21 protein-coding genes are annotated in these 21312 nt (G+C 63.6%); 14 read left to right on the top strand and 7 right to left on the bottom strand.

The genetic code is table 11. The annotated features are described in order from the left end of the window. Positions 1-16 precede the first annotated feature (16 nt). Together CIT37_RS25985 and CIT37_RS25980 are read left to right on the top strand one after the other, a co-directional pair. Positions 17-823 carry an enoyl-CoA hydratase/isomerase family protein gene (locus tag CIT37_RS25985; RefSeq protein ID WP_028143586.1) on the top strand — a complete coding sequence of 269 codons (807 nt, stop codon included), beginning with the start codon at positions 17-19 and terminating at the stop codon, positions 821-823. Between the two features lie 76 nt (positions 824-899). Further along, positions 900-2231 carry an MFS transporter gene (locus tag CIT37_RS25980; RefSeq protein ID WP_095426559.1) on the top strand — a complete coding sequence of 444 codons (1332 nt, stop codon included), beginning with the start codon at positions 900-902 and terminating at the stop codon, positions 2229-2231. 60 nt (positions 2232-2291) lie between these two features. On the opposite strand, the gene CIT37_RS25975 is transcribed toward CIT37_RS25980, so the two are convergent. Together CIT37_RS25975 and CIT37_RS25970 are read right to left on the bottom strand one after the other, a co-directional pair. Further along, a complete protein-coding gene (locus tag CIT37_RS25975) occupies positions 2292-3026 on the bottom strand; it encodes an SDR family NAD(P)-dependent oxidoreductase (RefSeq protein WP_095426560.1) in 735 nt (244 codons plus the stop codon). Positions 3027-3035: 9 nt separating this feature from the next. After that, the gene (locus CIT37_RS25970) at positions 3036-4076 is read right to left on the bottom strand and encodes a LacI family DNA-binding transcriptional regulator (protein WP_095426561.1); all 1041 of its coding nucleotides are present in this window, start codon (positions 4074-4076) and stop codon (positions 3036-3038) included. A 171-nt stretch (positions 4077-4247) separates the two neighbouring features. On the opposite strand from CIT37_RS25970, the gene CIT37_RS25965 reads away from it, so the two are divergent. The 8 genes from CIT37_RS25965 to CIT37_RS25930 all read left to right on the top strand — a co-directional run bounded on the left by CIT37_RS25965 (position 4248) and on the right by CIT37_RS25930 (position 12587). Further along, positions 4248-5549, top strand: a complete 1302-nt coding sequence (locus tag CIT37_RS25965; protein ID WP_038948959.1) for an ABC transporter substrate-binding protein — start codon at positions 4248-4250, stop codon at positions 5547-5549. 61 nt (positions 5550-5610) lie between these two features. Next, positions 5611-6498 (top strand): carbohydrate ABC transporter permease, encoded by an 888-nt coding sequence (locus CIT37_RS25960; protein ID WP_095426562.1) that lies wholly within the window; start codon positions 5611-5613, stop codon positions 6496-6498. 4 nt (positions 6499-6502) lie between these two features. Then, a complete protein-coding gene (locus tag CIT37_RS25955) occupies positions 6503-7330 on the top strand; it encodes a carbohydrate ABC transporter permease (RefSeq protein ID WP_095426563.1) in 828 nt (275 codons plus the stop codon). A gap of 7 nt (positions 7331-7337) precedes the next feature. After that, on the top strand, positions 7338-8342 hold the full coding sequence (locus tag CIT37_RS25950) for a zinc-dependent alcohol dehydrogenase family protein (RefSeq protein ID WP_028143592.1): 1005 nt from the start codon (positions 7338-7340) through the stop codon (positions 8340-8342). A 5-nt stretch (positions 8343-8347) separates the two neighbouring features. Further along, complete coding sequence (locus CIT37_RS25945; protein ID WP_028143593.1) at positions 8348-9421, top strand: ABC transporter ATP-binding protein; 1074 nt, start codon at positions 8348-8350, stop codon at positions 9419-9421. A gap of 44 nt (positions 9422-9465) precedes the next feature. Further along, entirely contained in the window at positions 9466-10377 is a 912-nt protein-coding gene (locus CIT37_RS25940) for a sugar kinase (protein WP_244611280.1), read from the top strand. Continuing rightward, a complete protein-coding gene (locus tag CIT37_RS25935) occupies positions 10374-11411 on the top strand; it encodes a tagatose 1,6-diphosphate aldolase (RefSeq protein ID WP_028143595.1) in 1038 nt (345 codons plus the stop codon). The genes CIT37_RS25940 and CIT37_RS25935 overlap by 4 nt, the downstream gene beginning before the upstream one ends. 48 nt (positions 11412-11459) lie before the next feature. Continuing rightward, positions 11460-12587 (top strand): mandelate racemase/muconate lactonizing enzyme family protein, encoded by a 1128-nt coding sequence (locus CIT37_RS25930; RefSeq protein ID WP_028143596.1) that lies wholly within the window; start codon positions 11460-11462, stop codon positions 12585-12587. A 20-nt stretch (positions 12588-12607) separates the two neighbouring features. On the opposite strand, the gene CIT37_RS25925 is transcribed toward CIT37_RS25930, so the two are convergent. From CIT37_RS25925 to CIT37_RS25905, 5 genes are all read right to left on the bottom strand, one after another. Beyond that, complete coding sequence (locus CIT37_RS25925; protein ID WP_028143597.1) at positions 12608-13480, bottom strand: ABC transporter ATP-binding protein; 873 nt, start codon at positions 13478-13480, stop codon at positions 12608-12610. Continuing rightward, complete coding sequence (locus tag CIT37_RS25920; RefSeq protein ID WP_028143598.1) at positions 13477-14373, bottom strand: ABC transporter permease; 897 nt, start codon at positions 14371-14373, stop codon at positions 13477-13479. The genes CIT37_RS25925 and CIT37_RS25920 overlap by 4 nt, the downstream gene beginning before the upstream one ends. Beyond that, positions 14370-15791 carry an ABC transporter substrate-binding protein gene (locus tag CIT37_RS25915; RefSeq protein ID WP_028143599.1) on the bottom strand — a complete coding sequence of 474 codons (1422 nt, stop codon included), beginning with the start codon at positions 15789-15791 and terminating at the stop codon, positions 14370-14372. Before CIT37_RS25915 ends, CIT37_RS25920 begins: the two co-directional genes overlap by 4 nt. Before the next feature lie 181 nt (positions 15792-15972). After that, the gene (locus CIT37_RS25910; protein ID WP_095426564.1) at positions 15973-16749 is read right to left on the bottom strand and encodes a Crp/Fnr family transcriptional regulator; all 777 of its coding nucleotides are present in this window, start codon (positions 16747-16749) and stop codon (positions 15973-15975) included. A 188-nt stretch (positions 16750-16937) separates the two neighbouring features. After that, entirely contained in the window at positions 16938-17234 is a 297-nt protein-coding gene (locus CIT37_RS25905) for a gamma-butyrobetaine hydroxylase-like domain-containing protein (RefSeq protein WP_028143601.1), read from the bottom strand. Positions 17235-17424: 190 nt separating this feature from the next. Between CIT37_RS25905 and CIT37_RS25900 the strand changes: the two genes are divergently transcribed. From CIT37_RS25900 to CIT37_RS25885, 4 genes are all read left to right on the top strand, one after another. Continuing rightward, complete coding sequence (locus CIT37_RS25900; protein ID WP_095426565.1) at positions 17425-18198, top strand: ferredoxin--NADP reductase; 774 nt, start codon at positions 17425-17427, stop codon at positions 18196-18198. Positions 18199-18302: 104 nt separating this feature from the next. Beyond that, positions 18303-20045: a fumarate reductase/succinate dehydrogenase flavoprotein subunit gene (locus CIT37_RS25895; protein WP_028143603.1), complete on the top strand. Its 1743-nt coding sequence runs from the start codon at positions 18303-18305 to the stop codon at positions 20043-20045. A gap of 32 nt (positions 20046-20077) precedes the next feature. Next, positions 20078-20311 (top strand): 4Fe-4S dicluster domain-containing protein, encoded by a 234-nt coding sequence (locus CIT37_RS25890; protein ID WP_007593252.1) that lies wholly within the window; start codon positions 20078-20080, stop codon positions 20309-20311. A 2-nt stretch (positions 20312-20313) separates the two neighbouring features. Beyond that, the gene (locus CIT37_RS25885; protein ID WP_028143604.1) at positions 20314-21291 is read left to right on the top strand and encodes a HEAT repeat domain-containing protein; all 978 of its coding nucleotides are present in this window, start codon (positions 20314-20316) and stop codon (positions 21289-21291) included. Positions 21292-21312: the final 21 nt, after the last annotated feature.

Here is a 21312-nt window from a genome sequence, read left to right as displayed (position 1 = left end):
ACAGAAGGAAGCGAAAATGCCGTCACCCTATACGTTTGCCGATCCTCGGCTTGCCAAGCTCGACGGGTTCAAGGTCGAGATCGATGAGGCGCATGAGCGCGCGGACATCATCCTGGGACGCCCGCCCTACAACGTCGTGGCGATGCCGCAGCGCGACCAGCTCCGGCTGACCTTCGAGACTCTGGACGAGGATCCGCGCGTGCGCATCATCGTGCTGCGCGGGGAGGGCGAGCATTTCTCGAGCGGCGGGAACATCGGAGGCTTCATGGAAGCGAGCCCCGAGCACGTCTCCAAGCTCGCCTGGAACATCGCCGCGCCGGCGCGTTGCGCCAAGCCTGTTATCGTCGCCAATCGCGGCTATTGTTTCGGCGTTGGCTTCGAGCTGTCGCTGGCTTGCGATTTCCGTATCGCCTCGGAGACCACGCAGTACGCGCTGCCCGAGCAGAAGCTCGGCCAGATCCCGGGTTCCGGCGGGTCGGCGCGGCTGCAGAAGATGGTCGGCATCACCCGCACCAAGGACATCGTGATGCGCTCCAAGCGCATCTCGGCGAAGCAGGCGCTGGAGTGGGGCATCGCCACCGAATGCGTGCCCGATTCCGAACTGGAGAAGGCGACCGACAAGCTTGTCGACGAGCTCCGCAGCTTCTCGCCGCTGGCGCAGCGTACCGCCAAGAAGCTGCTCAACGACACCGAGGATTCGACGCTCGCGATCGCCATGGAACTCGAAGGCCATTGCTACAGCCGTCTGCGACAGTCGGAAGACTTCAAGGAAGGCGTCGAGGCCTTCAACGCCAAGCGTCCGCCGAAATTCGTCGGCCGTTGATACGCGACGCAACAAGCTGCCGCGGTTCGCAATGGCGCGGACCGCGGCCCTATTCAAACGGGGAGGGTAAAACAAGATGGCTGAGATGGATATGCCGGTGGCCGGTGCACGGGCATCGACGGGTAACAAGCAGATGGTCAATGCGATCATCGCGTCAGTGCTCGGATGGGCACTCGACCTGTTCGACTTGTTCATTCTGCTCTATGTAGCGCCGGTGGTCGGCGCGCTGTTCTTTCCGTCGAGCAATGCGGCGCTGTCGCTCGCCGCAGTCTACGGTTCGTTCGCCGTTACGCTGCTGATGCGGCCGCTCGGTTCGGCGGTGTTCGGGCACTACGCCGACGTGCACGGCCGCAAGCAGGCCATGCTGATCGCCATCATCGGCGTCGGCATCAGCACGGCCGCGTTCGGCCTGCTGCCGACCATCGCGCAGGTCGGCGTGATCGCTCCCATCGTGTTCCTGATCCTGCGCCTGGTGCAGGGCGTGTTCGTCGGTGGTGTCGTGGCCTCGACCCACACGATCGGCACGGAATCGGTGCCGCCGCATTGGCGCGGGGCGATGTCGGGCCTGGTCGGCGGCGGCGGCGCCGGCATTGGCGCGCTGCTGGCGTCCTTCATCTTCCTGATCACGTCCTCGGTATTCCCCGGAGATGCCTTTGCCGTGTGGGGCTGGCGCTTCATGTTCTTCTCAGGGCTGCTGAGCTCTCTGCTCGGCTGGTTCATCTTCCGGAACCTCGAAGAGTCCCCGTACTTCAAGGACCTCAAGCGCCAGCAGGGCAATAAGCAGGCAAAGGTCTCGAAGGCGCCGGTCAAGGACGTATTGTCCCGCGAGTATCGCGGCGTCCTGCTGATCAACCTGCTCATTACCTTCGGCGGCGGCGCCGGTTATTATCTGACCTCGGGGTACCTGCCGAGCTTCCTGAAAGTCATCAACGCGGTTCCGAACCAGACCTCCTCGCTGATCCTGATGGGCGCCAGCGTCTCGGCGTTCTTCGCCGCGGTGCTGGTCGGCGCGCTGAGCGATCTTATCGGCCGCAAGAAGACGTTCCTGCTGATCGGGATCCTGGCGGCGGTGCTGTTGCCGCTGTGCTATCTGAATCTTGCCACGACCAAGGACACCACGCAGATTACGCTCTATGCGCTTGCCATCGCCTTCATCGGCAATGCCGGTTATGCGCCGGTGCTGATCTTCCTGAACGAACGGTTCCCCACGGCGCTTCGAGCCAGCGGCACCGGCCTGTCCTGGAATATCGGCTTTGCGCTGGGCGGAATGATGCCGACCTTCGTCTCGCTGGTGAGCGGCAGCCCCGCACAGATTCCGATGTCGCTGGCTTACTTTGCAGTCGGCGTGTTCGTGATCTATTTGATCGGTGCGGTCGTGATCCCCGAGACCAAGGGCAACTTCCGCTGAGCTAGATCGGCGCGGCTGCACCTGCAGCCGCGCCAGCTTGCGAACGTGTGACAGCTGCCGCTAGCCCGCAAGAAAACCACCATCCACCGCGATCACCGTTCCGGTCGCGTATTGCGAGGCTGGCATGCAGAGAAAGGCGACGGCACCGGCGATGTCCTCGGGCTGGCCCCAGCGCTTGAACGCGGTGCGGTCGGCGATGCGTTCATAATGGGCGCGGTCGGTACGGCCGGCGGCATTGATCGCGGTTTCGACATAACCGGGCGCGACGGCGTTGACGCGGATGCCGTCTTCGGCCCACGCCATGGCCAGCGCCTTGGTCAGCATCACGACGCCGCCCTTGCTGGCGCAATAGGCCGGAATCCGCGGCAGGGCCAGGGTTGCATTCATCGAGGCGATGTTGACGATCGAGCCCTTCATCTTCGCCAGCTGCGGGCGGAACGCCATGCAGGTTCGGAAAGTGCCCGTCAGATTGACGTCGAGCACTTTCATGAAGGTCTCGATTTCGTATTCCTTGTCCCGTGCCAGGATGCCGGCGCAATTGATCAGCGCATCGACGCGTTCGTGCCGCCCGGCGAGTGACGCGACGGCTTGATCGCTCGTGACATCGAGCGTCGTGAGCGCAAGTCCGGCGCGCGGCTTGAGCAGGGAGCGTGCGAGATCGGCGTCATTGACGCCTGTGGCGGTCACCGTCGCCCCGAGGTCGCAGAACTGGTTGCTGATCGCGGCGCCGATGTCGCCGGCGCCGCCGATCACGACGGCATGAAAACCGGAGGTGAGAGAAAAGCTGGTACTCATCGGAGGATCTCACTTCAGGATTGCGGGAGGCGGAGCCGTCGATTCCCGGACCACCAGCGAGAAGTCGATCTCACGATGCATGATGGTCTGCTCACCGGCGAGGCTGCGCACCAGATATTCTCCGGCACGCTGCCAGGTCTCGTCGGTTGGGACGTGGATCGTCGTCAGGCTCGGTCGCAAATGGCGGCTCCAGTCGAGGTCGTCGAAGCCGACGACCGACAGATCACGCGGCACCGAAAAGCCGCTGCGCTCCGCTTCCAACAGGACGCCGTAGGCAATGACGTCGTTGCCGCAGACCACTGCCGTCGGGCGATTCTTGAGGTTGAGGAGATGGCGGGCCGCCTCGCGCGCGTCGTCCAGGGTATAGGGCACCTCGACATGCCATTCCGGAGGCAGCTCCAGGCCGTTCTCCGCGAGCGCGCGGCGAAAGCCGGCGACGCGGGCGCCGGCGCGGTCGTTGTTGCGCTGGAGGGCGGAAACGATTCCGATCCGGCGATGGCCGAGCTCGATGACATGCCCGGCTGCCCGATGGGCAGCGGCCTCGTTGTTCGTGCCGACGCAAGGGTAGGGCCGGTCGGGCTGATAGATCCCGACATTGATGAAAGGCACCGCATTGTCCGCGAGTAGCTTGCGCAACCCCTCGTGATGGCAGTCGCCCCGCAGCACGAGGCCATCGACGCCGCGACCGATCAAGTTGCGGGCCTGTTGCAGCTCGACGTCGAGATCGTATCCGCTCGTGGTGAGAAACAGCATGTAGCCCACCGAGGACAGGTATCTTTGCAGTGAGGCGATGCCGCGCGCGAACATCGTGTTGTCGATCGTCGGCACGATCGCGCCAAGCGTACGCGATCGCCGCGATGACAGAATGCGGGCCGGCGCATGCGGGATGTAACCGACGGCTTCGATTGCCTGCGCAATGCGCGCGCGCAGGGACGGGCTCACTGCATCGGGATTGTTGAGCGCACGCGAGACCGATGCCGTCGACACACCGGCTCGTGCCGCAACGGCGCGGATGCCTTGCTTCGTCAATTTGGCGGACGGTCGATTCATGATGTAACGTTACAATCTCGGATCGTGAGCGCGGCAAGGTGAGTAGTACCTGCGATATTGCCGCACAAAAGATAGATTGTCTATCGCTTGACAGAGGTGAGATGGCGCTTAGGATGTAACCGTTTTCAGAAAGCGCCGACAGCATAAAGCGGCCAGCGGGAGGAGAGTTCGATGAAGGCCAGGATGCTCGCGACGCGCGTCGCGTTGCCCGTTCTTGCGATTGCCGCCGTGAGCGCGCAGGCGCGCGCGGCCGAATTCGACTGGATGAAGTTCAAGGGCAAGACCGTCACCTTTCTCGCCAACAACAATCCGGTTTCGCAGGCGCTGCTTACCTATAAGGCCGATTTCGAGAAGCTGACCGGCATGACCCTGAAGGTCGACGGCTATCAGGAACAGCAGATGCGCCAGCGTCTGGTCACCGTCATGAATGCGAACAGCGACGAGGTCGATGTGTTCATGACGCTGCCCTCGCGCGAAGGCGAGCAGTTCGCCGCTGCCGGCTGGTACGGCGATCTCACCGCGATGGCCAAGAACGAGGTCGCCAAGGACTACGATCCGGCGGGGTTGAGCCAGGCCCTGCTGAAGGCCGCGACGTTCGGCGGCAAGCTGACCAGCATGCCGATGAACATCGAGGGCCCGATTTTCTATTACCGCACCGATATCTTCAAGAAGTGCGGCCTCGAGGCGCCGAAGACCATCAAGGACGTCGAGGCTGCCGCCGAGAAGATCAAGACTTGCGACAGCACGGTGACGCCGTTCGTCTCGCGTGGCCTCAAGCCTGCGATCGCCTACACCTTCAGCAACATGCTGCACAATATCGGCGGCGCGTATATCGCGAGCGGCAAGTCGAGCCTGTGCTCGGCCAAGGGCAAGGAGGCGCTCGACACCTATAGCCGGCTGCTGCGTGACTTCGGACCGCCCGGCGTCGTCAATTACAGCTTCCAGCAGATTTCGGCGCTGTATCGCGGCGGCCGCGCGGCGATGGCGTTCGAATCCTCCAATGAACTGCGCACGGTGATGGAAGGCGGCGCGCGCCTGAAGGATACCGGCCTGTTGCCGTTCCCGGCGGGCGAGGCCGGCCAGGTGCCGACCACGATCGGCTGGGGTATGGCGGTGTCCTCACACAGCAAGCAGCCTGATGCGGCCTGGTACTTCGTGCAGTGGGCAACGAGCCCCGAGGTGCAGAAGAAGATGGCCCTGCAGGGTATTGCCCCGCCGCGTCCGTCCGTCGCCAAGGACCCCGAATATCGCAAGTGGATCGACGAGGAGCCAGTGCGCAAGGAATGGCAGGCCGCGCTCGACGTGCTCGCCACCAAGGGCTCGTCCGAAGTCGGCTATCCCATCGTCGCCAATCCCCAATCGCGCGAGTTCATTGGTCAGGCGGTGCAGGATTTGATCCTGAAGCAAAAGACCGTCGATCAGGCTTGCGCGGACGCCGACAAGGCGCTGGACGCGCTGATCGCGCTGAACTGACCGCCCGGTGCCGGCTGGTTTCGCGCCGGCCGGCACCTAACTCGATCGAGGACAGGAATACATGTCTGACACGGCTGCGACACTCACGCAGGACCGGCAGGAGCTGGAAATGGCGGCGCTCTCGGCGCCGGCCGTGATCTTCACGGTCGCGATGATCGCATTTCCGGTCGTCTATACGATCTGGCTCGGCTTCCAGACTTTCTCTTCGACCGGCAAGCAGTCCTTTGCCGGCCTTGCTAATTACACGAAGCTGATGTCCGACGTCGAGTTCTGGCATGGGTTGTGGATCACCATTGCGCTGTTCGTGCTCTCGCTGGTGCTGCAACTCGTCTTCGGCGTCTGGCTTGCGTTGGTCCTGTTTCATGCCAAGCGCCTTCCTGGGATCGTGCGATCGCTGTTCATCTCGCCGTTCATGATGCCGCCGGTGGTCGCCGGCATGATGTGGCTTGTGATCCTCGATCCGTCGCTGGGCGCGGCCAACTACATCCTGCAATCGTTCGGCCTGCCGCCGTCGGACTGGCTGGCCTCGCCGACATGGGTCATTCCGACGGTCGCGCTGATCGATAGCTGGCAGTGGACGCCGTACGTCGCCCTGATCGTGCTCGGCGGCCTGCAATCTCTGCCGCCGAGCGTCTACGAGGCCGCGCAGATCGATGGCGCATCTGCGTTCAAGACCTTCCAGCGCATCACGCTGCCGCTGCTGCTGCCGACCATCGTCACTGCAGCCATCCTGCGCAGCGTCGATCTCCTGCGCTTCTTCGACATCATCTACATCACGACCCAGGGCGGGCCCGGCAACGCCTCGAATACGCTCAATATCTACGGCTTCCGGGTCGGCTTCGAATTCTTCAACATCGGCTATGCCAGCGCGTTGATGCTGACGCTGACCGCGATCGTGTTCGGCGCCGTGCTCGCCTTCAACCGCCTGCGCGGCGCGGTGGCGTGGTGATCTCATGACCGACGCAGTCAACACCGACCGCTGGATAAGCTGGCTCAACCTGGTGCAGCTCGTGCTGGCCGGCGTTATCATCATGACGCCAACGGTCTGGATGGTGCTGGCCTCCTTCAAGCCGTCCTTCGAGGTGACGGCCTATCCGCCGACACTGATCTTCACGCCGACGCTGGACAATTATGTCGAGCTGACCAAGACGACGCCGTTCCTGAGCTATGCCCTCAACAGCCTGATCGTCACCGTCGGCTCGACCGCGCTTGGGCTCCTGTTCGGAATTCCGGCCGCGTTCGCCGTCTCCTGGACGCGTATTTCGTGGCCGGCGATCCTGACGCTCGCGGCGCGCATGGCACCGGGAACGCTGTTCCTGCTGCCGTGGTATGTCATGTTCCGGCAGGTCGGCATGATCGGGTCGTACACGGCGCTAATCCTCAGCCACGCGGTGATCACGCTCCCGATCGTGATCTGGGTCTTGCTGCCGTCGTTTGACGGCATCCCGCGCAGCGTGTTCGAGGCGGCGCAGGTCGATGGATGCAGCGTCACCCGCATCCTCTGGCGCATCGCGCTGCCGCTGGTGGCGTCCGGCATCGCAGTCTCGGCCATACTGGCCTTCGTATTCTCGTGGAACTACTTCCTGTTTGCGCTGGTGCTTTCCAATGGCGACACCAAGACGCTGATCGCGGCAGCATTCAATTTCATCGGCGAAGGCTCGACGCAATGGGGCGCCCTGATGGCCGCGGCGACGCTGATCGCATTGCCGCCGCTGGTACTGGCAGCTCTGGTTCAGCGTTGGCTGGTGTCCGGGCTGACGCTCGGCGCGGTGAAAGGTTAGGTATCTGATGAACGTAACGCCACGTCCGAACGCGATCATGCAGGCTGCGGTGTTCCATGGTCACGAACGCATCACCATCGAGCCGGTACGGATGCCCGACGTTGGGGCAGGCGAGGTGCTGGTGCGGGTCTCGCGCACCGCGCTGTGCGGCTCGGACTTCAAGCTCTGGCACAAAGGCGCCGAGTTCACCGCCGGCCACGAGATTTTTGGCGTCGTCGAGCAGCCCGGCCATCGCCTGCATGGCCGCCGCTGCGCCGTCTATATCCCGTTGCACTGTGACCACTGTGCGGCCTGCAAGCGCGGCGACACCCAGATGTGCCTGGAGGTCTCGAGCCTGATCGGCTGGAACAGGCCGGGCGGCTACGCCGAATACGTGCCGGTGCCGGAGAATTGCCTGCTGCCGGTGCCCGACGATATCGAGGACAGCCTCGCGCCGCTCTTGCTCGACACTATCGGCACCTCCGGCCACGCCGTGCGGTTCGTCAGTCGCGTAGTGCAGCCGGACGAGGCAGGTGCGGTCCTCGTGATGGGAGCGGGGCCTGTCGGTCTCGGCGTCGTGCTGGCGCTCCGTAGTCTCGGTTATGACGACATCCACGTGGCCGATCCGAACGCTGCACGCTTGAATATCGCCCGATCGTTCGGCGTGAAACCGCATCCGGTCGGCGACACGTCGAAACGGTTCGCCCTCATCATGGAATGCTCCGGCGCGCACGCGGCGCGCAACCTCGGTATCGAGCTCGTCCTGCCGCGCGGGGCGCTGGTGCTGGTCGGCGAGAACGCCGCGCCCTGGACCATCGAGGAAGGCAAGGTGTTCCGCCGCAAGGATTTCTACATGATCCGGACCTTCTACTTCCCGGTTTCGGATTTCGAGCCGAACGTCGAACTGCTGCGCAGGTACAAGGACGAATACCGCGTTCTCGTCGACGGCGAGTTCGGCCTGTCCGCCTTGCCCGAGAATTTCGCCCGCTTCGCCAAAGGCGAGTTGATCAAGCCTGTACTGGCGCTGGACTAAGCGATATGGCCTCGATCTCGATCCGCAACCTTACCAAACGCTACGGCAATTTCACTGTGATCCCCGATCTCAACCTGGAGATCGCGGACCACGAATTCGTGGTTTTCGTCGGCCCGTCCGGTTGCGGCAAGTCGACTTTGCTCCGGATCATCGCAGGCCTCGAGCCGATTTCCTCCGGCGACCTCTACATCGGCGATACGCGCGTCAACGGCGTGCAGGCGGCGCAGCGCGACATCGCGATGGTGTTCCAGGATTACGCGCTCTATCCGCACATGCGGGTTTACGACAACATGTCCTTTGCGCTGGAGCTGCGGGGAACGCCGAAGGCGGAGATCGACGCGCGGGTGAAGCGCGCGGCGTCGCTGCTGCACATCGAGCCGTATCTCGACCGCAAGCCGAAGGAGCTCTCCGGCGGCCAGCGCCAGCGCGTCGCCATGGGGCGTGCGATCGTGCGCAATCCAAAAGCCTTCCTGTTCGATGAGCCGCTCTCGAATCTCGACGCCAAGCTGCGCGGGCAGGTGCGTGCCGAGATCAAGGCGCTGTCGCAGGAGCTCAAGACCACCATGGTCTTCGTGACGCATGACCAGATCGAGGCCATGACCATGGCCGACCGCATCGTGGTGCTTCAGAGCGGCACGATCCAGCAATACGACACGCCTGAGGCGGTCTACGAGCGGCCGGCCAACCAGTTCGTGGCCGGCTTCATCGGCTCGCCAGCCATGAATTTCTTTCCGGTCGAATGGCGACAGGAGCGTGCGATCCTTTCGCAAGGCGGAACGGTGGTGCCGCTGGGCGAGGAGACGGCAAACGGGCTGCGGCGGGCCGGCAGCGCTGTGCTTGGCATTCGTCCCGAACATTTTGCCGTTGCCACCGATGCCGCCGACGGTATTGCAGTGAACGTCAAGCTCGTTGAGCCGCTCGGCTCGGACACGCTGATCCATTTCGATCTCGCCGGCGCGGCATCCATCGCGCGGGTCGATCCGTCGCTACGACCGAAGGTCGGCGATCGCCTCAGCCTCCGCCCGCAACCCGGCCGGACGCATCTGTTCGACGCCGCAGACGGGCGGGTCTTGCGGTGAGCTCGCCGGCGAACATTGGAAATCCGTCGGCGCTGGCAGAGCTCGTGTCCAAGGCGGATCGCGTGCAGGTGATTTGCCTCGGGCTGTCGGCGCTCGATCAGATCTGGCGCGTCGACCGGCTCTTTGCAGGCAGAAGCGAGAAGATCAAGGCCGCCGGCTACGGGACCCTCGGCGGCGGCATGGCCGCCAACGCCGCGGTTACGGTTGCAAGGCTCGGCGCGGCGGTCGCGTTCTGGGGCCGGGCAGGCAATGATGCCGCCGGCCAGGAGATGCGGTCCGCCTTCGGCGCCGAGGGCATCGATGTCGAGAATTTCCGGCTGTTTCCCGATGGCCGCTCGTCGGTCTCCGGGATCATCGTCGACAGCTCGGGCGAACGGCAGATCGTCAATTTCCGCGGTCTCTATCCGGAAGCAGCCGACTGGCTGCCGTTGGAGACGGTTGCCCGCGCATCCTCGGTGCTGGCAGATCCGCGCTGGGTCGAGGGGGCGGCAACGTTGTTCCGCGAAGCCCGCGCGCGCGGGATCCCGACGGTGCTCGACGGCGACATGGCCGATGCCGAGGTGTTCGAGCGGCTGTTGCCCCTGACTGACCACGCAATCTTCTCCGAGCCCGCGCTCACGGCTTTTGGCGGCTCGGCCAAGGATGAAACCCTCGCCGCGCTCGCCCGCTTCGGGTGTCGCATCATCGCCGTGACGCGCGGTGGCGAGGGTGTGAGCTGGTACGAGAACGGCCGCCTGCACCGGCAGGCGGCCTTCGCGGTCGATGTGGTCGACACCACGGGCGCCGGCGACGTCTTCCATGGCGCTTATGCCCTCGCGGTCGGCGCCGGCCTCGACGTGCGCGACGCGATGGCGTTTTCCGCCGCGGCGGCCGCAATGAAATGCCGCCACGCAGGCGGACGCAACGGAATCCCCACCATCAACGAGTGTCTTGCATTCATGAGGACGAAGCCATGAGAACGATTGGAAAGAACCGCGGCCTGGCGCGTCTGGCCGACGCGGACGGTCATTTTCGCATGGTCGCGCTGGATCAGCGGCCGCCGCTGTTTGACGCTATTGCGAAAGCAAAGGGGATTACGCGGGACCAGGTCGAGTATTCCGACGTGACGGCAGCAAAGCGTCTGCTCGTCGAGAACCTCGCGCCACATTGCAGCTCGATGCTGTTCGATCCGAATTTCGCGGTGCCCGCGGCCATCGATCTTCTGCCGCCGCGTTGCGGTCTCATCATGACCCTTGAAGAGCACCGGGTGGATGAGACATCGGGCGGACGCAAGTCGCGGGCGATCACCGATTGGAGCGTTGAGAAGATCCGCGCCATGGGCGGCGACGCCGTCAAGGTGCTGGCGTGGTACCGGCCGGACGCCGATGCTGCGGTCAACGAGCATCAGAAGCGGTTCGTTCGCGAGATCGGGCAGGATTGCGCCCGTCACGACATTCCCTACGTCCTGGAGCTGTTGGTCTATCCGTTCCTCGGCAGCGCCAATCACACCGCTGACTACGTGGAGTCGCCCGAAAAACTTCCAGGTCTGGTCATCGAGAGCGTGCGCGAGTTCGCCAAGCCGGAATATGGCGTCGACCTTCTGAAGCTGGAGAGCCCGCTGGCGGCCAACAATCTGCCTGCCCGGGATGGCGGCGCCGAGGCGAAAGCCGCGCAGACGGAGTTCGACGCGATCGGCGACATCTGCCGCGCGCGCAGCATCCCCTGGGTGCTGCTCTCCGGCGGTGCTGCGCCGGAGAAATTCGAACGGGTACTCGACTTTGCCTATGCCGCGGGCGCGGGCGGGTTTTTGGCGGGCCGCACGATCTGGCTCGATGCCGTCTTGAAGAATTTCCCGGACCGCGCGGCGGTTTCCGCCAGCCTGCGCAAGGATGGCCTTGGTGTGCTCGAACGGCTCAACGAGTTGACAAAGGCCAAGGGAACGCCGTGGAAGGCGCGCTTTCCCGTATTCACTGATATCAAGCGGGAAGGGGACTTCGCGCGCGCGTATTGAGCTGATGGCCGTTCCGCGTGGTCCGATCTCGATCGCAGGATCTGCAACATGACGTCTGACAGCTTCACCATCCGCTCGATCGAAGCGTTCTGCTATCGCTATCCGTTGGCGACGCCGGTGGTGACGTCGTTCGGCCGCATGCTCAACCGCCCCGCCGTCTTCATTCGCGCCGTCGATGAAGATGGCGTCGAGGGGTGGGGCGAGGCCTGGTCGAATTTTCCCGCGCCCGGTGCGGAGCATCGTGCGCGGCTCGTGAACGAGGTGCTCGCGCCCGGTCTCGTCGGGCGCAAATTCGACGGTCCGGCTCAAGCCTTCGAGAGCCTGACGAGGGGCACCGAAGTGCTGGCGCTGCAATGCGGCGAACCCGGTCCGTTTGCGCAGGCGATCGCGGGCATCGATCTCGCGCTGTGGGACCTCTCGGCGCGCCGTCGGCGCTTGCCGCTCTGGCGGCTGCTCGGGGGGCACGGCAGTACGATCAAGGTCTATGCCAGCGGCATCAATCCCGGCGGAGCCACGCAGACGGCCGAAGCCGCACTCGAGCGAGGTCATCGCGCATTGAAGTTGAAGGTCGGATTCGGCGCCGACATCGACCTCGGCAACCTCGCGGCTCTGCGCCAGATCGTCGGCGCGGGCATGCTAGCGGCGGATGCCAATCAGGGCTGGTCGGTCGAACAGGCGCTTCAGATGCTGGAGCGGCTTGGCGGGTTCGATCTGCGTTGGCTGGAAGAGCCTATCCGCGCCGATCGGCCACGCGAAGAATGGCTAAGACTGCGGGCAGGCGCGGACATGCCGATTGCGGCCGGCGAGAACATCTCGAGCGCCGAAGGCTTCAGGCAGGTGTTGACCGAGGACGTGCTCGGCGTGGTTCAGCCGGACATCGCGAAGTGGGGCGGGCTCACGGTCTGTGTCGGACTGGCGCGCGACATCCTCGACGCGCGCAAGACGTTTTGCCCGCACTATCTCGGCGGCGGCGTTGGACTGCTTGCCTCGGCTCATCTGCTTGCCGGCATCGGAGGGGATGGCTGGCTGGAGGTCGACGCCAACGACAATCCGTTGCGCGATTTGTTTTGCGGCTCCCTGGTCGACGTGCGCGAAGGCACGGTTCAGCTGAGTGACGACCCGGGGCTCGGAACAGTGCCGGATCTTTCAGCTATCGAGCGCTATCGCAGCATCTAGATCAGTGCGGGGGGCTTCGCCTAAAGTACCTCGGCCAAAGATTGGCCATGCAGCTCGATGTTCAATCCGCGCATGCCGAGGTCGTTGATCTCGCCGCCCATCGCCTTCAGGCTCTCCTCGCGGATCAGGGACATCAGCCCGCGGCGCAGCGCCAAAAATTCCGAGGACATCATCATGGATTGCTGTCGCGGCCGTTCCAGCGGAATTGGGATCTCCGCCTTGATCGAGCCGGGGCGCGCGGTCATGCAGTAGACCCGGTCGGACAGGAAGATCGCCTCGTCGATGTCGTGGGTGACGAACAGCACCGAGATCTTCAGCCGTTGCCACATGTTGGTGAGGATCTGCTGCATGATGACGCGGGTCTGGGCGTCGAGTGCACCGAAGGGCTCGTCCAGCAACAGCACTTTCGGCCCCGTGGCGAGCGCGCGGACGATGCCGACGCGCTGCTTCATGCCGCCGGAGAGCTTTTCCGGATAGTGCTTCTCGAAAGCCTCCAGGCCCGCCAGCCCGAGCAGCGTCCGGGCGGCGCGCTCACGCTGCGAGCGAGGCATGCCGCGCATCTTCAGCCCGAATTCGACGTTCTCCCGCACCGTCTTCCAGGGGAACAGCGAATATTGCTGGAACACCATGCCGCGCTCGGCACTGGGTCCGCTCACACGCTCGCCGTCGACGGTGACAATACCGGTGGTCGGCTTGAGGAAGCCCGCGACCGCATTGAGCAGCGTCGATTTTCCGCAGCCGGAGGGCCCGACGATCGAGACGAACTCGCCCGGCTTCACATGGATCTGCGTATCGGTGACCGCCTGGACCGGTCCCTCGATGCCGTCATAGCTGAGGGAGAAGCTCCTGACGTCGATATGGCCTTGCGGTGCCTTGGCGGGGATCTCGCTCATTTTGCTCTCCACGGCATCACCAATTGTCCGGCGCCCCGGATCAGCAGGCTCGATCCCAGGCCGAGAACGCCGATTGCGATCATGCCGAGCGCGATGTCGGCGTACTGGACCAGCGAATAGGCCTCCCAGGTGAAGTAGCCGATGCCGTACTGGCCGGAGATCATCTCGGCCGCGATCAGCGAGACCCATGCTACGCCCATGCCGACCGTGAGGCCGGTGAAGATGTGCGGCAGCGATGCCGGAAAATACACCTCCCGGAAGATCGAGCGCTCCCGCGCGCCGAGGCACTGTGCTGCGCGCACCAGCACGGGATCGACCAGCGTCATGCCGTGAAGTGTATTCACCAGGATCGGGAAGAACGAGCCGAGGAAGGTGATGTAGACGATGCTCTGCTCGTTGGTCGGCCACAGCATGATCGCCATCGGCACCCAGGCGATTGCCGGGATCGGTCGCAGCACTTCGGCGACCGGGAAGATGATCTCATGGACGAGCTTGAAGCGGCCCATCACGAGACCGAGCGGCACCCCGACGATGGCTGCAAGGGAGAAGCCGACGAGGATGCGCCGGCAGCTCAAGACGATGTGCATCAGGAATTTGGGATCGTGGATCGCCTTGGTGAAACTGGCATAGACCGCGAGCGGCGAGGGCACATTGGTGAATCGCACGAAGAACACGACGCGATAGGTCGTGAGCAGGTGCCAGACCAGCAGGAATGCCAGCAGCGAGGTGATGCCGATCGCGATCGCGCGCAGGCCGCCGCGGTTCAGTCGATACCAGCGCAGCGCGAGCGTTCCGAAGGAGGGCGGGGTGGCGACGGGCTCCACGCCCGTCTCTGCAATGGCTGTTGCCGGCATGCTGTCCTCGGGATGTCTGAGGATGGCGGGACTACTCACGTCTTGCCTCCGCCGACCGCCGCCTTCACCGCGTCGTCGAAGCCCAGCACCTTGCCGCCGATCCTGGCGGCATAGGCTTCGGCGTCCTTCTTCAGCAGGAACGGCGCGACGTCGCCATCGCCGACGGCGAAGAAGGCCTGGTCGGCGAACAGCTTGATGCCGCGCGTGGTGTCGAAGACGTAGGCGACGTTGATCTTCTTGCCCTTGGCCTTGAAGTCGGCATAGGCCCCCAGGGTGCACGCCGCGGACGCAAACGGCATGATGCCGGCATCATCCACCCAGACCTCACCGGCCTTGCGCGGATCGGTGATCGGCTTCTTGCAGAAGGTGTCTTCGCCGGCGATCTCGTAATTCTTGGTGCTCGCGAGCTGCGCGTCGTAATCGAGCTTCATCTCGGCATAGGCTTTGCGGATATGGCCATCGTCGACCCATTTTTTCGGATCGAATTCCTTCATCCGGCCGAGATTTTGCAGAACCTTGACGTCGGCGGTGGCAGCGTCGATCAATGCCGGCTTGACCGTGGGATCGGTGGTCATGTTGCCGCTGGGCCCCAGGAAGATGTACACCACTTCCTTGCTGATGCCGGTCCATTCCTGGATCTTCTCCGCGGCCAGCTTGGGATCGTCGCGCAGCCACTGATTGGCGGCAATGACCGCCTTCAGATAGGCGGTGACGACCTCCGGGTATTTATCGGCGAAATCGGTGCGGACCACGATGCCGTGGAAGGTCGGTACGTTGGTCTCGACGCCGTCAAAGATCTTCCGCGCGAAGCCGCGGAACGGCAGCAGCTCGGCGAAGGGAACGAAGTCGGCATGCGCGTCGATCTTCTTTTCCTGGAGATTGGTCGAGCCGACCTCCGGGCTCTGGCTGACGAGCTGGAAGAAGTCGGACGTGTAGCCACGGTCCTGCATCGCCTTGAGCACCATGCCATGGGCGGCGGAGCCGAACGGTACACTGACGAGCTTGCCCTTGAGATCAGCGAGATCGTAATAGGGCGAGTCCTTGTGAACGACGATGCCGTTGCCGGAGCCGGACAGGCTGTAGGCGGCGATACCGATCAGCCGGCTCTTGCTTTCGGGGTTACTTTCGAAGGTGAAGCCGTTCACGATCAGCGGATAGTCGCCCATCATGCCGATCTGCAGCTTGTTCGCCATCATCGCGTTGGTGACGGGCGGGCCGGAGGTGAAGTTCTGCCACTCCAGCTCGAACTTGATGTTGCTGTATTTGCCGTCCTTCGGCAGATATTTTTCGAGCAGGTGCAATTGGCGGATGACGACACCGGCGGTCACCGTGTTGGTTGTCGTATCCTGCGTTCCGATGCCAAGCGTGACGGTTTCCGCCGAGGCCGGCTGCGCGACCAGAAGGGCAAGCGACGTCACCGACGTCGCGATCGAGAGCGTGGAAAGACGGCGGACCATTCTCATCCTCATTCGGTTGGATGTGCTGTGGTTGCCATGATTGGGTGAGGGCCCGGACAGGGCAAATCCGGAATGAGCGCTGCAGTCGATTAGTTGCCGGGAAAGGCTGATTGCATACTCCTTGAGCAGTTCTGCACTATAAAGCCGCTTGCCTGAGCAGGGGCGATGGTCGCAAATTCGGTCAATCGGATGCGTGGCCGCGCATCTCCTCCAGCACGTCCGTCCGGCAGACCACGATCTGTGACCGCCTGGTTTGCACGATTCCCTTCTCCTGCATCCGCTTCAGGCTGATCGTGACCCATTGCCTGGTGGCACCGACCATGTGCGCGATGTCGGCATGGGTAAAGGCGGCCGCGATCACCCTGCCGTCGGCGTCCTCAACACCATAGAGCTCGACGAGATGCAGCAGCAAATGCGAAAGGCGCTGCGTGATCGAGCGCGTTCCCAGCATCTGGGCGAGAGCCGAATAGCATTTGCCCTTGAACGTCAGGCCTTCGATCAGGCCGATCGCGAGGTTCGGGATCTCGACGGCAAGGGATCGCAGCTCCTTTCCGGGAAGGTGCACGACGCTGCAATTGCTGGACGCAACACCGGACCATTGATGCACCGTGCCCTCGAACACTTCCGGCCCGCCGACGAAATTGCCGACATGCCAATAGGCCAGCGTGATCTCGCGCCCGAGTGGGGAGGTGTAGAACACCCGGATACGGCCGCTCTCGATCAGCCAGATGCCGTCATGCTTGCCCCCCTGGCTGAACAGCGTCTGGCCGCGGTTGAGCACTTTTCGGCGGCCTTGCTTCAGCACCTGCTCCCGCTCGCGCGGGGAGAGCTTATCCATCAGCGGCGGGGGCCCGCCGATCCATTGCTGGTTCTCGGTGAGCAGCAGCGAGGAGCTGCCTGCTGGCCGGACTGCCGGGGGAACAGCCCCGCGAACCGCATTCGCCGCCTGCAACATCATCTGCCTCCGGAACGTTCAAATCGTTCTAAAGAGGAGCAATGTCCGTGCCAGATGGGAAAGCGCAAACTTCCTGCGTCATTCCGGGATGCGCGCAAAGCGCGCAGGCCCGGAATCAATAGCCACGAGCGGGGGTTATGGATTCCGGGCTGGCCCTTCGGGCGCCCCGGAATGACGAGTGTGGATGCGGGTCAGCGCCCCGCCAGGCTCAGCAAATACGTCTTCGGATAAATCCCCCTGTTATGTCCGTCCGAGAACGAGATGTTCAGCCCATAGCCGAGATCGCCGATCTCGGTGATGGCGATGCCGGGAAAGTGTTCGGGGAAACGGCCGTCGAAGCGGGCACGGATGCAGTGGGCGCATTTGCAGGAGAGGCGAAGTTTTTCGGCAGGGACGCTCAGCGCGTCGTCCAGCGTGGTGCGGACGAGGAGCATCGCCAGATCGGCGCTGGCTTCGTAGTCGGCCACGGTCGGTACTACCAAGGTCATGGTCATGACGTATCTCCGACCCTCTTCTACGGCGTTGCAGACGAGTGCGAATAGCAACTAGTTGCCAACGCCGGCCGCTCTCCGATCATCGCCCGCGAAATGTGAAACTAATCGACCGGGAGTTTCACTTCCGCGTTGCCGGATGCCCGTCTCTCCGAAACCTTGTGCGCGATCGAGGCACGGAGACGAGATGAGCGCATTTCAGAAAGAGACGGTTCTGTCGGTCCGGCACTGGACCGAGTCCCTGTTCAGCTTTACCGCGACGCGCGATCCCGGCTTTCGCTTCCAGAACGGCCAGTTCGCCATGATCGGGCTGGAGGTCGAGGGCAAGCCCTTGATGCGGGCCTACAGCATGGCGAGTGCCAATCACGAGGAAGCGCTCGAGTTCTTCTCGATCAAGGTGCAGGACGGTCCGCTGACCTCGCGCCTCCAGAAGATCAGCGAAGGCGACATCATCCTGGTCGGCCGCAAGGCGACGGGGACGTTGATCACCGGCAACCTCATTCCGGGAAAGCGCCTCCTGCTGCTTTCGACCGGCACGGGGCTCGCGCCGTTCGCCAGCCTGATCAAGGACCCCGACGTCTACGAGAACTATGAGACGATCGTGCTCGCCCATGGCTGCCGCCAAGTCTCTGAGCTCGCCTATGGCGAGCACGTGATCGAAGGCCTCCGCAATCACGAGTTCTTCGGACCGCTGATCCGCGACAACCTCGTCTACTATCCGACGGTCACCCGAGAGCCGTTCAGGAATCGTGGCCGCATCACCGATCTGATCGCCTCGGGCCAGCTCTTCGACGATATCGGGCAGGGCAGCCTCGATATCGAGACCGACCGCATCATGCTCTGCGGCAGCCCGGCGATGCTGGAGGAACTGCCCGCAATGTTCTCCGCGCGTGGCTTCGTCGAGGGGAACCACAGCCAGCCCGGGCATTTCGTGATCGAAAAGGCGTTCGTCGAGCGCTGAGGGGCAAATCGCGTCCCGTCGACAACTAATTGCTATCGCCGCGACGCCCTCTGAACAAATCTGATGCAAAGGCGCCGGAAATGCCGGCGAACCAGGAGCAAGCGATGGCACTAGATCAGATCGTCGACGGACTTTCGGAGGTTTCCTGCGATGTGCTGGTCATCGGCGGCGGCACAGCCGGCCCGATGGCTGCACTGAAGGCGAAGCTGAAGAATCCGAAGGCCAATGTCGTCCTGCTCGAAAAGGCCAACGTCAAGCGCTCCGGCGCGATCTCGATGGGCATGGACGGCTTGAATAATGCCGTCATCCCCGGCTATGCGACACCGGAGCAGTACACCAAGGAAATCACCATCGCCAATGACGGCATCGTCGACCAGAAGGCGGTCTATAAGTACGCGCAGAACTGCTACGGCATCATCGAAGAGCTCGACAGCTTCGGCATCCGCTTCCTGAAGAACGAGAACGGCGACTACGCCGTCAAGAAGGTGCATCATATCGGCACCTACGTGCTGCCGATGCCGAACGGCGAGACAGTGAAAAAGGCGCTCTACCGCCAGCTCCGGCGCGCCCGAATCCTGATCTCCAATCGCTACATGGCGACGCGACTGCTCAAGTCGGCAGATGGGCGCATCGCTGGCGCGGTCAGCGTCAATACGCGTACCGCAGAGATGCTGGTGATCAAGGCCAAGGCCGTCATCCTGTGCATGGGCGCGGCCGGCCGCCTGGGTCTGCCGACCTCCGGCTACATGTTCGGAACCTACGAGAATGCTGCCAATTCCGGCGATGGCTATTCGATGGCCTATCACGCCGGCGCCGCGCTTGCGAACCTCGAATGCTACCAGATCAATCCGCTGATCAAGGATTACAACGGTCCCGCATGCGCCTATGTCGCCGGTCCCTTCGGCGCCTTTACCGCCAACAACGAGGGATCGCGCTTTATCGAATGCGACTACTGGTCCGGACAGATGATGCTCGAATTCTACAACGAGCTGCTGTCGGGTAAGGGCCCGGTGTTCCTCCAGCTCAAGCATCTCCACCCGGATACGATCTCGGAAATCGAATCAACGCTGCACAAGGTGGAGCGGCCGACGCGTGGCCTGTTCCAGCAGGGACGCGGGGTCGATTACCGCAACGATTCGATCGAGATGCACATCTCCGAGATAGGCTTTTGCTCCGGCCATAGCGCCTCCGGCGTGTTCGTCGACGACAATGCGCGCACCACCGTGCCCGGCCTCTACGCCGCCGGCGACATGGCGAGCGTGCCGCACAATTACATGCTCGGCGCCTTCACCAACGGCGCGGTGGCCGGCATCGACGCGATGGAGTTCGCCGACAGCCACGACTTCGCGGAGTTCGATGCCGCCGACGTGGCCAGGGAGCGCGACCGCGTGATGGCGCCGACCAGGCGCGAGGACGGCATTCCGCCGAACCAGGTCGAGTACAAGACGCGGCGCCTGGTCAACGACTATCTCCAGCCGCCGAAGGTCACGCGCAAATACGAGCTCGGCATGCGCCGCCTCGCCGAGGCGCGGCAAGACATGCAGGAGCATATGATCGCACGTAACGCACACGAGCTGCTCCGCGCCCTTGAAGTGCAGTCGATCATGGACTGCGCCGACATGGCGGTACATGCCTCTTTGTATCGCGAGGAGAGCCGCTGGGGCCTCTATCACTGGCGCACGGATTTCCCGGAGAAGGACAACGAGAACTGGTTCTGCCACACCCTGCTGAGCAAACAGAACGGCAGGATGACCAGTGAGAAGCGCGCGGTCGAACCCTATGTCGTCCCGATCGCGGACGACGAGAAGGACCTCTACGACAAGCAGCGCATCCGCGCGACCGCCTGATCCATCGAACGACAAGCAACAGGAGATCTACGATGCCTCTCGCGTCCTATCAGACGTCGGTCCCGGTGGTCGTCGACGACGCCAAATGCATCGCCGACAAGGGCTGCACCGTCTGCGTCGACGTCTGCCCGCTCGACGTGCTCCGCATCAGCGACATGACCAACAAGGCCTACATGGCCTATGACGAGTGCTGGTACTGCATGCCCTGCGAGGCCGATTGCCCGACCGGCGCCGTCACCGTGAACATTCCCTATCTCTTGAGGTAGTCATGTCGAGTCCGTTCGAATCCTATGACGATCTCGAAGACGCCGACGAGCGGTTGCAAGCCGCAGATCCGGCCGAGCGGCGCGTCGCCATCATTGCGCTCGGCCATTCCGGCGATCCGGTTGCGGTCGCGCATCTCGCCAACATGGTGTCTGATCCCGACGCGGGCGTGCGCCAGCAGGTCGCGATGGCGCTCGGCGAGTTCGACGGGCGGGAAGCGGCGAATGCACTGGTCAAGCTGCTCGTCGATCCCGAGCGGATCGTGGCGTCGGCCGCAGCCGACAGTTTGGCCGAATTCAAGGATCCCGCTTGCGCCGAAATCATCCTGCCGCTGGTCAAGCATGCCCACGCCTTCGTCCGCATGGGCGCGCTGCGCGCGCTCAAGGAGTTGCGCCGCAAGGACACGCTGAAGCCTGCGCTGGAAGCGCTCCAGGATGGTGACGCGGCCGTCCGCGTGCAGGCGATCGGCGTCATCGGTTTCCTGAAGCTCGAAGAGTCGATCCCGGCGCTCACCGCGCTGATCCATGATCCCGACGCCCATGTGCGCCGCGCCGCGGTGAGCGCGCTCGCCTTCTCCCAGATGAAGCCTGCGGCCGAGACGATCACCCGCGCACTCAGGGATGCGGACTGGATGGTCCGGGAGATGGCAGCCGAGACGCTCGGGCTCAACGTCAACGGCTCGCTCGCCGCCGATCAGCTTATCGTCTCACTTGCCGACGGGTTTTGGCAGGTTCGGCTCAAGGCGATCCGCAGCCTCGGCAAGATGAAGGTCGAGCGCGCCCTGCGTCCGATCGGTAACTGCATCAACCATGAGCAGGCGAATTTGCGGAAGGAGGCGGCTGCCGCGCTCGGCGAGATCGCCGCCCCCGAAGGCGAGGCATACCTCGTGGTGATCGCCAACGATCCCGATCCTGACGTGCGCAAGAACGCGCGCTGGGCGCTACAGCAGATCGCCGCGCGAAAGGGGAAGGCGGGGCCGTAGGGCGGAAAGGGCCAGTACAGT

The sequence above is a fragment of the Bradyrhizobium ottawaense genome (genome assembly GCF_002278135.3).
Taxonomy (GTDB): Bacteria; Pseudomonadota; Alphaproteobacteria; order Rhizobiales; family Xanthobacteraceae; genus Bradyrhizobium; species Bradyrhizobium ottawaense.
The sequence above is the reverse complement of the archived record's forward strand: the minus strand, read 5'-3'. Positions and strand labels throughout refer to the sequence as shown.

Excerpts from the sequence above, each read along its gene's own strand:
- CIT37_RS25985 (WP_028143586.1), top strand. The coding sequence starts at position 17 with ATGCCGTCACCCTATACGTTTGCCGATCCTCGGCTTGCCAAGCTCGAC.
- CIT37_RS25980 (WP_095426559.1), top strand. The coding sequence starts at position 900 with ATGGCTGAGATGGATATGCCGGTGGCCGGTGCACGGGCATCGACGGGT.
- CIT37_RS25975 (WP_095426560.1), bottom strand. The coding sequence starts at position 3,026 with ATGAGTACCAGCTTTTCTCTCACCTCCGGTTTTCATGCCGTCGTGATC.
- CIT37_RS25970 (WP_095426561.1), bottom strand. The coding sequence starts at position 4,076 with ATGAATCGACCGTCCGCCAAATTGACGAAGCAAGGCATCCGCGCCGTT.
- CIT37_RS25965 (WP_038948959.1), top strand. The coding sequence starts at position 4,248 with ATGAAGGCCAGGATGCTCGCGACGCGCGTCGCGTTGCCCGTTCTTGCG.
- CIT37_RS25960 (WP_095426562.1), top strand. The coding sequence starts at position 5,611 with ATGTCTGACACGGCTGCGACACTCACGCAGGACCGGCAGGAGCTGGAA.
- CIT37_RS25955 (WP_095426563.1), top strand. The coding sequence starts at position 6,503 with ATGACCGACGCAGTCAACACCGACCGCTGGATAAGCTGGCTCAACCTG.
- CIT37_RS25950 (WP_028143592.1), top strand. The coding sequence starts at position 7,338 with ATGAACGTAACGCCACGTCCGAACGCGATCATGCAGGCTGCGGTGTTC.
- CIT37_RS25945 (WP_028143593.1), top strand. The coding sequence starts at position 8,348 with ATGGCCTCGATCTCGATCCGCAACCTTACCAAACGCTACGGCAATTTC.
- CIT37_RS25935 (WP_028143595.1), top strand. The coding sequence starts at position 10,374 with ATGAGAACGATTGGAAAGAACCGCGGCCTGGCGCGTCTGGCCGACGCG.
- CIT37_RS25930 (WP_028143596.1), top strand. The coding sequence starts at position 11,460 with ATGACGTCTGACAGCTTCACCATCCGCTCGATCGAAGCGTTCTGCTAT.
- CIT37_RS25925 (WP_028143597.1), bottom strand. The coding sequence starts at position 13,480 with ATGAGCGAGATCCCCGCCAAGGCACCGCAAGGCCATATCGACGTCAGG.
- CIT37_RS25915 (WP_028143599.1), bottom strand. The coding sequence starts at position 15,791 with ATGGTCCGCCGTCTTTCCACGCTCTCGATCGCGACGTCGGTGACGTCG.
- CIT37_RS25910 (WP_095426564.1), bottom strand. The coding sequence starts at position 16,749 with ATGATGTTGCAGGCGGCGAATGCGGTTCGCGGGGCTGTTCCCCCGGCA.
- CIT37_RS25905 (WP_028143601.1), bottom strand. The coding sequence starts at position 17,234 with ATGACCTTGGTAGTACCGACCGTGGCCGACTACGAAGCCAGCGCCGAT.
- CIT37_RS25900 (WP_095426565.1), top strand. The coding sequence starts at position 17,425 with ATGAGCGCATTTCAGAAAGAGACGGTTCTGTCGGTCCGGCACTGGACC.
- CIT37_RS25895 (WP_028143603.1), top strand. The coding sequence starts at position 18,303 with ATGGCACTAGATCAGATCGTCGACGGACTTTCGGAGGTTTCCTGCGAT.
- CIT37_RS25890 (WP_007593252.1), top strand. The coding sequence starts at position 20,078 with ATGCCTCTCGCGTCCTATCAGACGTCGGTCCCGGTGGTCGTCGACGAC.
- CIT37_RS25885 (WP_028143604.1), top strand. The coding sequence starts at position 20,314 with ATGTCGAGTCCGTTCGAATCCTATGACGATCTCGAAGACGCCGACGAG.